This is a genomic window from Phenylobacterium sp. (assembly GCF_016124325.1).
In the GTDB taxonomy this organism is placed as follows: Bacteria; Pseudomonadota; Alphaproteobacteria; order Caulobacterales; family Caulobacteraceae; genus Phenylobacterium.
In genome coordinates this window covers 16,978-28,505 of sequence record NZ_WGNY01000031.1, presented here as the reverse complement: position 1 = coordinate 28,505, position 11,528 = coordinate 16,978, and the positions used below count along the sequence as shown (strand labels likewise).

The 11,528-nt window shown below is 68.6% G+C and carries 11 protein-coding genes; 4 read left to right on the top strand and 7 right to left on the bottom strand.

Annotation, left to right across the window (positions count from 1 at the left end; genetic code table 11):
- The 5 genes from GC203_RS18045 to GC203_RS18025 form a co-directional block, all read right to left on the bottom strand.
- A partial coding sequence (locus GC203_RS18045; RefSeq protein ID WP_293457538.1) for an MCP four helix bundle domain-containing protein occupies positions 1–1,017 on the bottom strand: 1,017 nt, incomplete at its 3' end.
- 14 nt (positions 1,018–1,031) lie between these two features.
- The gene (locus tag GC203_RS18040) at positions 1,032–1,544 is read right to left on the bottom strand and encodes a chemotaxis protein CheW (RefSeq protein ID WP_293457536.1); all 513 of its coding nucleotides are present in this window, start codon (positions 1,542–1,544) and stop codon (positions 1,032–1,034) included.
- Between the two features lies 1 nt (position 1,545).
- Positions 1,546–3,510: a chemotaxis protein CheA gene (locus GC203_RS18035; protein WP_293457534.1), complete on the bottom strand. Its 1,965-nt coding sequence runs from the start codon at positions 3,508–3,510 to the stop codon at positions 1,546–1,548.
- Complete coding sequence (locus GC203_RS18030; protein WP_293457532.1) at positions 3,507–3,899, bottom strand: response regulator; 393 nt, start codon at positions 3,897–3,899, stop codon at positions 3,507–3,509. Before GC203_RS18030 ends, GC203_RS18035 begins: the two co-directional genes overlap by 4 nt.
- Complete coding sequence (locus GC203_RS18025; protein WP_293457530.1) at positions 3,872–4,195, bottom strand: STAS domain-containing protein; 324 nt, start codon at positions 4,193–4,195, stop codon at positions 3,872–3,874. The genes GC203_RS18030 and GC203_RS18025 overlap by 28 nt, the downstream gene beginning before the upstream one ends.
- 528 nt (positions 4,196–4,723) lie before the next feature.
- Here GC203_RS18025 and GC203_RS18020 point away from each other — a divergent pair.
- The 3 genes from GC203_RS18020 to GC203_RS18010 are packed head-to-tail and all read left to right on the top strand — an operon-like array spanning position 4,724 to position 7,146.
- Positions 4,724–5,143, top strand: a complete 420-nt coding sequence (locus GC203_RS18020) for a rubrerythrin family protein (protein ID WP_293457529.1) — start codon at positions 4,724–4,726, stop codon at positions 5,141–5,143.
- A gap of 54 nt (positions 5,144–5,197) precedes the next feature.
- The gene (locus GC203_RS18015) at positions 5,198–6,553 is read left to right on the top strand and encodes a heterodisulfide reductase-related iron-sulfur binding cluster (protein ID WP_293457528.1); all 1,356 of its coding nucleotides are present in this window, start codon (positions 5,198–5,200) and stop codon (positions 6,551–6,553) included.
- Complete coding sequence (locus GC203_RS18010) at positions 6,553–7,146, top strand: DUF3501 family protein (protein ID WP_293457527.1); 594 nt, start codon at positions 6,553–6,555, stop codon at positions 7,144–7,146. The genes GC203_RS18015 and GC203_RS18010 overlap by 1 nt, the downstream gene beginning before the upstream one ends.
- Before the next feature lie 51 nt (positions 7,147–7,197).
- Here GC203_RS18010 and GC203_RS18005 read toward each other — a convergent pair whose 3' ends face one another.
- The gene (locus tag GC203_RS18005) at positions 7,198–9,294 is read right to left on the bottom strand and encodes a PQQ-dependent dehydrogenase, methanol/ethanol family (RefSeq protein ID WP_293457526.1); all 2,097 of its coding nucleotides are present in this window, start codon (positions 9,292–9,294) and stop codon (positions 7,198–7,200) included.
- A gap of 164 nt (positions 9,295–9,458) precedes the next feature.
- Here GC203_RS18005 and GC203_RS18000 point away from each other — a divergent pair, with 164 nt between their 5' ends.
- Entirely contained in the window at positions 9,459–10,085 is a 627-nt protein-coding gene (locus GC203_RS18000) for a YceI family protein (protein ID WP_293457523.1), read from the top strand.
- Between the two features lie 211 nt (positions 10,086–10,296).
- Here the strand turns inward: GC203_RS18000 and GC203_RS17995 are convergent, their stop codons facing one another.
- Positions 10,297–11,502 (bottom strand): acetyl-CoA C-acyltransferase, encoded by a 1,206-nt coding sequence (locus GC203_RS17995; RefSeq protein ID WP_293457521.1) that lies wholly within the window; start codon positions 11,500–11,502, stop codon positions 10,297–10,299.
- Between the last annotated feature and the right edge of the window lie 26 nt (positions 11,503–11,528).

The window sequence follows — 11,528 nt, the reverse complement described above, 5'->3', positions numbered from 1 at the left end:
CGAGGCCGAGGCCTCTTCGGCGGCCGACGCCTGTTCGGTCGCGCCCTGGCTCACCTGTTCCGAGGCCGCCGACAGCTCCTGGCTGCCCGACGACACGTTCTCCGAAGCCGAGATCGCATCCGCCACAACACCACGAAGACGCTCCACCATGCGCTCCAGCGCCAGGCCCAGCGTGTCCTTGTCCGACAGCGGCTTGGGAGCCACCGTCAGGTCGCCGTCGGCGATCGAGTCGGCCAGCGCGACGGTGGCGCGCAGGTTGGCGGTCATCACGTTGACCGTGTCGATCACGTCCTTGATCTCGTCGTTGGCGTTGATCGTCACCGTGTGGTTCAGGTCGCCGATCGACACCGCCTGCGCCATGGTCGCGATCTTGGCCAGCCCCCGGCTGACGGTCATCGAGATCCACACCGCCGCGCCCGCCGCCAGCAGCAGCGAGATCGCAGAGAGCGTGATCAGCAGGTTGCGGGTCGCCTCGAAGTCGGCGTCGGCCTTCTCGCCGGCCGTGGCCACCTGGTCTTCGGACAGGGCGACGATCTCGGCGACGATGGCCGAAGCGCGCTCGACGTCCTGCTTGCCCTCGCCCGACGAGAGCGCCGCCGCTTCGGCGCCGCGACCGGCCTGGGCCAGGTCATAGACCTGCGTGTGCGTGTCCATCAGCCGCGACCAGGCCTCGCCCAGGGACTCCCACTTGGCGCGGCCTTCCGGCGTGGCGATGGTCTTGGTCTTGGTCAGCAGCGTATCGAAGGCGGCCCGCTCCCGGTCGACCGTGGCTTCCAGCTCACGGCGCCGCGCGGTCTCCTCCGCGGTCACGATGTTCTTCTCGTGCCGCACGACGTTCAGCAGGTGGATGTTCAGTTGCTGGGCCGCGCGCAGGCGGGCCACCGGGCCGTTGACCAGCGCGTCGGTCTCGCGGTTCGCGGAGCCCAGGCTCGTGACGCCGAAGGCCGCGGCCGCGATCAGCAGCGCGATGACGGCGGCGAAGGCCAGGCTCAACTTCAGTTTGATGGTGAAACGCATGACGCCCCCCGGGCTCAGCTCTGTGTCAGGTGCACGACCGCGCCACGAGCGCCGCCGCGTGTTTCAAAAATCTGCTCGAGATCCGGCACGACGATCAGGTCGTCCCCCCGGCGGGCCAGGCAGCGGATGAAGTCGGTGCGCCAGCGCAAGCCCACGCGCGGCGCGTCCTCGGTGTCGGCGATCTCGATCGAGGTCACCTCGTGGACCTTGTCGGCCCGCAGGCCGATGAGCGCGGGCTCGCCGTCCAGGTTGTGCTCGATAACCACGATCCGGCTGTCGAGCGTCGTCTCGCCGCGCTCCAGGCCGAAAGCCAGGCGCAGATCCGCCAGCGGGATCACCCGGCCGCGGAAGTTGATCACCGCGGCCACGAAGGGCGCGGCGCCCGGCACGCCCGTCTCGGGCGTCAGGTCCAGCACTTCCTGAACCAGTCCGGCCTCCAGGGCGAAGGTCTCGCCGTGCAGGTCGAAGGTCAGGACCTGCAAGGCCCCGGCCTGCGCTTCAGCGGTCATGTTCGCCACCTCGCCCATCTCAGCCCGCCGCCCGCATCTGCGCGTCCTGGCGCTGGCCCGCGGCGACCAGATGGGACACGTCCAGGATCAGGGCGACGCCGCCGTCGCCCAGGATCGTGGCCCCGGAGAACGTCGCCACGTCCGCGTGGAAGCCCGACAGCGACTTGATGACCGTCTGGTGGTCGCCAAGGATCTGGTCGACCACCAGGCCCACGCGCTCCTGGCCGGTGGAGACGACGACCACCTTCTGGTGCGGATCGGGCGCCATGCCCGTGGCGAACAGCTCGCGCAGGCGGATGAACGGCACCAGCCGATCGCGCAGGGTCATCAGGCTGCGTCCGGTGGAGCGCAGGTCCTGCTCGACCGACAGCTCGACGCATTCCTCCACAGCGCCCAGCGGGATCACGTAGCGGCCCTGGCCCACCCGAACGAGCAGCCCGTCGATGATGGCCAGGGTCAGCGGGATGCGCAGCGAGATCGTCGAGCCCTCGCCCGGCTGGCTGGTCACCTCGATGGAGCCGCGCAGGCCCTCGATGGTCCGCTTGACCACGTCCATGCCGACCCCGCGCCCCGAAAGGTTCGTCACCGCCTGGGCGGTCGAGAAGCCGGGGTGGAAGATGAACTGCAGGAGTTCCTGATCGGAAACCGTGGCGCCCGGAGCGACCAGACCTGCGTCCTCGGCCTTGCGCCGCACGCGATCCCGGTCGATCCCCTGACCGTCGTCGGCAATGGTGATGACCACCTCTGCGCCCGCCTGGCGCGCGGCCAGCGTGATCACTCCGGTTTTCGCCTTGCCGGCGGCGGCGCGCGCCTCCGGCGTCTCCAGGCCGTGGTCGGCGGCGTTGCGGATCAGGTGAATCAGGGGGTCGGCAAGGCGCTCGATCACCGTCTTGTCGAGCTCGGTCGTCTCGCCTTCGGTGATGAACTCGATAGCCTTGCCGGTGTCGCGGGCCAGGTCGTGGATCAGCCGCCGGAAGCGGCCGAAAAGCTGGGCGATGGGCACCATGCGCACCACCATCATCGTGTTGCGCAGCTCGGCGGCCAGCCGCTCGATCTCCTCGGAGACGGCCCGCAGGCTGGGTTCGGCGCTGTTTGCGGCCACCTGCTCAAGGCGCGACTGGGCGATCACCAGCTCGCCGACCCGGTCCATCAGCTCGTCCAGCCGTTCGGCCGGCACGCGCACGGTGTCGCCGCCGCGGGAGGCTTTCGCCTCGGCCGCCGGCTCCTTGACGGCGCGCGCGGCGATTTCGACCGGCGGCGGCGCGTCTTCGGCCAGGGCTGGCGCGTCGTTCTCTGCGCCCGCACCCGCCACTTCTTCGATTTCCAGGATCATCTCATCGATGACGAAGATGAAGACGTCCTCGATGGCGCTCCTGGGATGTTCGGTGGTCAGGACCACGTTCCAGCCCAGATGGCACTCGGCGGGCGTGAGGGCCTCCAGGGTCGGCACCTCGTCGATGATCGCGCTGACCTCGCACGGGCCGAGGCCGCGCAATTCGTCCAGCAGCGGCAGCGGGCGCGTGCCGTTCACCAGGGCGTCGGCCGGCAGCTTGATCCGGATATTCCAAACCGTCGCAGCGGCCGCCTCCGGCGCAGTCACCGGAGCGGCGCCCTCGCCCTCGACCGCCCGGCGCAGAGCGGCCAGCAAGGCCTCGCCCTCGGCTTGCGACGCCTCGCCGCCTTCAGCCAGCGCGCGCATGTGGTCCTGGGCGGCCAACACCGCCGAGACCAGTTCCGGCGTGGCCGCGACCTCACCCTTGCGCACCCGGTCGAAGGCGGTCTCGCAATGGTGGGTGAAGGCGGCCAGAGCTTCGAAGCCGAACATGGCGCCGGAGCCCTTCAGGGTGTGCAGTCCACGGAACACCGCGTCCACCAGCGCCCGGTCGCCGGGCCGATGCTCCATGTCCAGGAGATCGGTCTCGATCTGCTCCAGAAGATCGCGGGCCTCCTGGCGGAAGGTCTCGACCGGATCATCCAAACTCACGACGCCAGCACCTTCTTGACGATGCGCACGAGTTGTTCGGGATCGAACGGCTTGGTGAGCCAGCCCGTGGCGCCGGCCGCCTTGGCCTGCGCCTTGATGTCCGCATCGCTCTCGGTGGTCAGGAAAATGATCGGCACGCCGGCGTGCGCGGGCTTGGCGCGCAGCTGTCGGATCATGGTCAGCCCGTCCATCACCGGCATGTTCAGGTCGGTGATAATCAGGGAGAAGGCTCCGGCGTCGGCCTTGGCCACGCCTTCGGCGCCGTTGCCGGCTTCCACCACGCTGTGACCTTCGCCAGACAGGGCGATCTTGATCGCCTGCCGGATGCTCGCGGAGTCATCTACGGTCAAAATGGATGTCATCACTGGAACCCCGGTTGCGCCAACCAAAAGCCGCGGCTCTCCGAGTTGGCGTCCGCCAGGAAGCCGCCGCGATTGAGAATTTCGAGAAGCTGTCCCGCTGCAGGCTGGGCCAACGCGAGCGTCTTGCCCGCGGCCAGCGCCGTGCAGCGCGCGGATACAAGCAGTTGTGCGAAGGTCAGATCCACCTCGGCGCCGGCGTCGATCTGCGCGACGACCGCATCGTGCGCCTCGAGCGCGCCGGAGAGCGCCGCATGGACTTCCGCGATCGATCGAATGGTCAAATCTCCGGAGAGTTCGACCTCATGGGATCCAGATAACGCCACGCGGGCACCTCAAACACAGAAGTTCAGAGAACAACGAAGCCCAATTTGCGACTTACATTGTCTGGAATTTCTGTTAAGTCTGAGTAAATGAAACCCTAGGTTTAAAATTAATGCTCTAAATCGCGGGAAATTTATTATCTCAAGTTGGCCGTCCTGATTGAATTACGGACACATTTGGCCATTTTTTATTGCTTCTACTGAAATATTATCTGATCTCGTATCGTGTTATCGGTAAATGAATCCTGACTACGCCGTTAACCGCGTCAACACGTCACATCCATTCAAGGATTCGCCGGCGGCGGCCTGGACGGCCTCCGAGCCTCCAGACCCGCTTCAGAAGCCTTCCATCTGGGTTCCGGCCATCGCCGGGACGAGCGGCCTCGAATGAGGCGTGGAGCGCGCGGCGGCGCCATAGAGCGGATCGATCCTCGCCATAGAGGATATCATCTTGATCGATGACCGGGTCCGTCCATAGTCGCCGCCGCGCGGCGCCGTGGGAACCGGGGCCGCCGCCCATAGGAGAGCACCATGTCGCTTGCGAGCAGCAAAACCATCGAGAACCTCAAGGCCGCCTTCGCCGGCGAGAGCCAGGCGAACCGCCGCTATCTCTACTTCGCCCAGAAGGCCGACGTGGAAGGCTACAACGACGTCGCCGCGGTGTTCCGCTCGACGGCCGAAGGCGAGACCGGCCACGCCCACGGCCACCTGGAATTCATGGAAGGCGTCGGCGACCCCGCCACCGGCCTGCCGATCGGCTCGACCTCCGACAACCTGAAGGCCGCGATCGCCGGCGAGACGCACGAGTACACCGACATGTACCCGGGCATGGCGCGCACGGCCCGCGAGGAAGGCTACGACGAGATCGCCGACTGGTTCGAGACCCTGGCGAAGGCCGAGAAGAGCCACGCCGGCCGCTTCCAGCGCGCCCTCGACACGCTCGACCAGTAAGATCGAAGAACGCGTTCCGGACGGCCCGCGGCCGTCCGGGATGACGCCTCGACCATGAGCGAAGATTCCAAAGCGCCGCCGCGCGAGGGCAGCCTCGACGCGCCATTCCGTCGCCCGATCGCCTGGCAGGACCCCGACTATTACGACCTCGCGAAAGTCGAGGCCGAGATGGAGCGGGTGTTCGACATCTGTCACGGCTGCCGGCGCTGCTTCAATCTGTGCGACAGCTTCCCCAAGCTGTTCGACATGGTCGACGAGAGCCCGACGGGCGAGCTCGATGGTGTCGACAAGAAGGACTACGCCAAGGTCGCCGAGGCCTGCACGCTCTGCGACATGTGCTTCCTGACCAAGTGCCCCTACGTGCCGCCGCACGAGTTCGACCTGGACTTCCCCCACCTGATCCTGCGCTACCGCGCCGCCAAGCGGCGGGCGGGCGAGAAGGACTTCGTGCGCGAGGAGCTGGGCAAGACCGACCGCAACGGAAAGCTGGCCAAGCCCGTGGCCGGCCTCGCCAACTGGGCCACCGCGCGCAAGAACACGCCGCTGCGCAAGTTCATGGAGGCGGTCGCCGGCATCGACGCCGAGGCCGAGCTGCCCAAGTACCACGGCCGCACCGCCACCGACCGGCTGCGCGACCCGCTGGCGCCCAATCCGCAGGGCCCCGCCTTCGGCCAGCGCAAGGTGGCGCTCTATGCGACCTGCTTCGTCGACTACAACGCCCCCGACACGGCGGTCGCCGCCGCCAAGGTGCTGGCGCTGCAGGGCTGCGAGGTGAAGCTGGTCTATCCCGAATGCTGCGGCATGCCGCAGCTCGAGGCCGGCGACCTGGACGACGTGGCTGGCAAGGCGCGCCGCACGGCCGCGGCCTTCGCGCCCTATATCGACGACGGCTACGAGGTGGTGGCGCTGACCGCCTCTTGCGGCCTGATGATGAAGTTCGAGTGGCCGCTGATCCTGCCCGGCGACCATGCGGTGGGCCGGTTGTCGGCGGCGACCAAGGACGTGGCCGAATATGTGGTCGAGCTGTCCAAGACCTTCGGCCTCGTGGAGGGCCTGAAGCCGGTCGAGGGCGGCGTCACCTTCCACCACGCCTGCCACGCGCGGGCGCAGAACATGGGCGCCAAGTCGGCCGAGATGCTGCGCCTGATCCCCGACACCAAGGTGGATATCGTCGAGCGCTGCTCGGGCCACGGCGGCACCTTCGGGGTGATGAAGGAAACCCGGCCCATGGCGATCAAGGTGGGCCGGCCCGCCGCGCGCCAGGTGACGCAGAAGGCCAACGGAACCCTCTGCTCGGATTGCCCGTTGGCGTGCAAGCACCTGGGCCAGCTCGTCGAGGGCGAGGCGGGCGCGCCGACCCGCGAGGCCCATCCGATCGAGATCTTCGCCGCCGCCTACGGAGTCATCTGATGCCGGCCGCCGCCCGCACCATCACGCCCGACGACCTGATCCCCGACGCCGAGTTCGCCCGCCGCCGCAAGGAATGGCGCGCCGAACTGCTGCCCACCAAGCGGCTGCGCCGGATCGCGCTGGGCCCGGTCTGCACCTTCTACTTCGAGAGCTATGACACCATGCTTTTCCAGGTGCAGGAGATGCTGCTGATCGAGAAGGGCGGCGCCGAGCAGGTGCCCGACGAGCTGGCGGCCTACAACCCGCTGATCCCGCAGGGCTCGGAGCTGGTGGCCACGGTGATGTTCGAGATCGACGATCCGGTCCGCCGCGAGGCGCTGCTGGCGCGCCTGGGCGGGGTGGAGGACTGCTTCTTCCTGCAGGTGGGCGCCGAGCGGGTGATGGCCGTTCCGGAAGGCGACGTGGAGCGCACCCGCGACGACGGCAAGACCTCGTCGGTGCACTTCGTCCGCTTCGCCTTGAAGCCCGAGCACATCGCGGTGTTCCGCGATCCGGCCACCCAGATCGTGATCGGCTGCAGCCACGATCAGTACAGCCACATGGCGGGGCTTTCCCCCGCCACCCGCGCCGAACTGAGCCGCGACTTCGCCTGAGGTTCGGCCTTCCCCTATCCCCTCGCTTCGCGGGGGGAGAGGAGATGGGCCCTACCGCGCGTGATCGGGCGCGGCCGTGGCCGCCTCGGCCGGCGGATGCTCCGCCTGGTCCAGCAGATAGGCCCGCAGGTCCTCCGCGCCCGCCTCGTCGAAGAAGCGCTTGAACGGTGCCATGCCGTGCGGCTTCAGAGCGCCTCCGATGACGATGGACTGGAAGCCGTCGGGCTCCAGGATCGCGGGCGAGCGCGTGAGGTTCGGCAGGAAGGCGCCGCGCCCGTGGCACTGGGCGCAGAACTGCAGGTACAGCCCCTCGCCGCGCGCCTTGTCGCCCTTCGAAGGCGTGGCGGCGGCCAGGTCGAGCAGCGGATGTTCGGGCGGCTCCGCGTAGGGCGGCGGCGAGACCTTGCCGTCCAGCTTGAACACCAGCAGCCGGCCGGGCCGGCGCGGCTGGTCGCCGCCCATGCCGCCGGCGCCGCCGTACCCCACCATCAGGGCCACGTACTGCTCGCCCTTGATGGCGTAGGTCGAGGCCGCTGCGATCGGATCGGCGCCGGCGTCGTAGCGCCAGAGCGGCTTGCCCGTGGCCGCGTCGAAGGCGATGAACTCGTGGCCGGCGGCGTGGAAGACCAGCCCCCCCGCCGTCGCCAGCACGCCGCTGCGCCAGGACTGCGGGAAGGGAACGCTCCAGCGGGCCTTCTGGGCGACCGGATCCCAGGCCAGCAGCTCCCCCTTGGGCGGCACGTCAGCGGCCGAGCCCAGCGTCACCTTCAGCGCCGCGTCGCCGGGCTTGGGATCGCCCCGGCGCATGGCGGTGTTCCAGGCGCCGGGCGTGAAGCGGAACTCGCCGGGATCGGCGTAGGAGCCCTGAGAGATCTGGGCAGGGATGTAGACCAGGCCCTCGGTCGGGCTGAACGCCATGGGCTGCCAGTTATGGCCGCCGAGCGCGCCGGGGGTCTGCCGGCTCGCCTCCTCGCCGTGGTAGCGCGCGCCGGGCGCCTCGACGGGCCGGCCGGTGGCGAGGTCGACGCGCTCGGCCCAGTTGGCGGGAATGAACTTCTCGGCCGAGACCAGCTTCCCGGTGGCCGCGTCCAGCACGTAGAAGAAGCCGTTCTTGTTGGCCTGCATCACGACGCGGCGCGTCTGCCCGCTGATCGGCAGGTCGGCCACCATCAGCTGCTGGACGGCGTCGTAATCCCAGTCGTCGCGCGGGGTGGTCTGGTAGTGCCAGACATACTCGCCGGTGTCGGGGCGCAGGGCGACGATGGAGGCGGCGAACAGGTTGTCGCCCTGGCCGCCCGAGCGGATGTTCCCGTCCCACGGCCCGGCGTTGCCGGTGCCGATGAAGACGAGGTCGTCCTTGGGATCGTAGGTGATGGCGTCCCACGGCGTGGCGCCGCCGCCGCCAAGCTTCCAGGCGCCGTCGCCCCAGGTGGCGTAGGCCACGTCGTGCAGCACCTTGTCGGAGGCCGCGCCGTCGGGCGCGTTCTTCGGATTGGGCGTGAAGTGGAAGCGCCAGGCAAGCTTGCCGGTGGCCGCGTCATAGGCCGAGACGTAGCCGCGCACGGGGTATTCGGCCCCGCCGTTGCCGATGAGGATCTTGCCCTTCACCGCCCGGGGCGCGCCGGTGATGGTGTAGGGCAGGGCCGGGTCGGTGGTCTGCACGGTCCAGGCGACCTTGCCGGTCTTGGCGTCCAGCGCGATCAGCCGGCCATCGATCGTGCCCACATAGGCGCGGCCGCCCCAGAGCGCGACGCCGCGGTTGACCACGTCGCAGCAGGCGTTGAAGCCCTTCTCGCCCGGGACCTGCGGATCGTAGGTCCAGAGTCGTTTCCCGGTGGCGGCGTCGAAGGCGTAGACCTTGGACCAGGCGGTGGTGGTGTAGAGCACCCCGTCGGCCACCAGCGGCGTCGCCTCCTGACCCCGGTCGGTGTCGAACTCGGCCCACCACGCCACGCCCAGGCGGCTCGCCGTGTCGCGGTTCACCTGATCGAGCGGCGAGAAGCGCTGCTCGTCGTAGGTGCGGCCGTAGCTCAGCCAGTCGGAGGCCTTGGCCGCCTCGATGCGCCGGCCGTCGACGCCCTGCGGCCCGCACGCGGCCAGCCCCAGCGCCGCAGCCATGGCGGCGGCCCAAAGAACGATACCCTTCACCCCGGCGTCCCCTCGTTTTCCGGCGACTTTCGCAGACCCCGCGCCGCGGAGCGAGCCCCGGATTGTTTCCGATGTGGCATCAGTTTCGCGCCGCGCAGGGTCATTATCACCCACACGCTCGCGTCCTACGTTCCCGCTTCGCAACTCGAAGAGAAAGGTCCCCCGTGCGCCAGACCCTGAAGATCGCCGCCTTCGGCCTCGCCGCCGCCGTCGTGCTCGCGCCCGTCTCCGCCACCTGGGCCCAGGGCGGGTTCACCCACGCCCCGGCCGAGGTCCGCGCCGGGACCTACGTCCTCGACCCCGGCCACTCCAAGATCACTTGGTCGCTCAGCCACTTCGGCTTCTCCACCTACGTCGGGCAGTTCGCCAAGGTGGACGGGACCCTGACCGTCGATCCCAAGACGCCGACGGCGGCGAAGCTGGACGTGACGGTCGACACCGCCTCGCTCGGCACGCTGAACCCGGCCCTGGACACCCACGTGAAGTCGGCCGACTTCCTCGACGTCGCCCAGTTCCCGCAGGCGACCTTCAAGGCCACCTCGGTGAAGGTGACCGGCGAGACGACCGCCGACATCACCGGCGACCTCACCCTGCACGGCGTGACCAAGCCGGTGGTGGTGCACGCGACCTTCAACCAGGCGGGCGTCAACCCGATCGACAAGAAGTACTCGCTGGGCTTCGACGGCGAGGCGGTGCTGAAGCGCTCGGACTTCGGCGTGAAGACCTACGTCCCGTACATCGGCGACGAGGTCACCCTGAAGATCGAGACCGAGTTCAAGGCCGCCAACTGAGGCGGTCCCGTCATCCTCGCCCTTGTGGCGAGGATCCCTCTCCGGGCCGCGTGGTGTGGCGGGACGAGGGATCCCAGGCACAGGGCCTGGGATGACGGCGTAAGGGTCTAGAAATTCCGGCAAAGCCGGTGAGGGGGTCCGCTCGGGCGTTTGAGCGGACCCCCTCCACCACTTCGTGGTCCCCCTCCCCCTAGGGGGGAGGATCTCGAGATCAGAAGATTTCGAAAAGTCCTGCGGCGCCCATGCCGCCGCCGACGCACATGGTGACCACGCCATACTTGGCGCCACGGCGCTTGCCTTCATAGAGAACGTGGGCGGTGCAGCGGGCGCCGGTCATGCCGTAGGGGTGGCCGATCGAGATCGAGCCGCCCGAGACGTTGTACTTGGCCGGGTCGATGCCAAGCTTGTCGCGGCAGTAGAGCACCTGCGAGGCGAAGGCCTCGTTCAGCTCCCAGATGCCGATGTCGTCGACGGTCAGGCCGTTGCGTTCCAGCAGCTTCGGGATCGCGAAGACCGGGCCGATGCCCATTTCCTCAGGGCCGCAGCCGGCCACGGCCATGCCGCGATAGGCGCCCAGGGCCTTCAGGCCGCGCTTCTCGGCTTCCTTGGCTTCCATCAGCAGCACGGCGGCCGAGCCGTCGGAAAGCTGGCTGGCGTTGCCGGCGGTGACGAACTTGCCTTCCTTCACATAGCGGCCGCCCTTGAAGACGGGATTCAGCTTCTGCAGGTCGGCGAGCGTGGTCTGGGGCCGGTTGCCCTCGTCGGCGGCGATGGTGATTTCCTTGTCCGCCGTCTCGCCGGTCTCCTTGTTGACCAGCACCTTCATCACCGTGGTCACCGGGACGATCTCGTCGGCGAAGCGGCCTTCCGATTGGGCCTGGGCGGTGCGCTGCTGGGACTGGAGCGCGTACTCGTCCTGCGCCTCGCGGCTGACGCCGTAGCGCTCGGCGACGATCTCGGCGGTCTCGATCATCGAGGTCCAGATCTCGGGGACGTTCTCGGTGAGCCAGGGATCGCGGGCCATGAAGCCGTTCATGTTGGCGTTCTGGACCAGGCTGATCGACTCGACGCCGCCGCCGATGGCGATCGGGGCGCCGTCGTTGATGATGTACTTGGCCGCCGTGGCGATACCCATCAGGCCCGAGGAGCACTGGCGGTCGATGGTCATGCCGGAGACGGTGTTGGGCAGGCCGGCGCGCAGGGCCGCCTGGCGGGCGATGTTGTTCCCGGTCGTGCCCTGTTGCAGGGCCGAGCCCATGGCCACGTCGTCGATTTCGCCCGGATCGACGCCCGCCTGCTCGACGACCGCTTTGATCGACTGGGCCGCGAGCGTCGCGCCGTAGGTGTTGTTGAAGGCGCCGCGGTAGGCCTTGCCGATGGGTGTCCGCTTGGCGGCGACGATGACGGCTTCACGCATTGGGGGAGGTCCTGCTTTACGTTGGG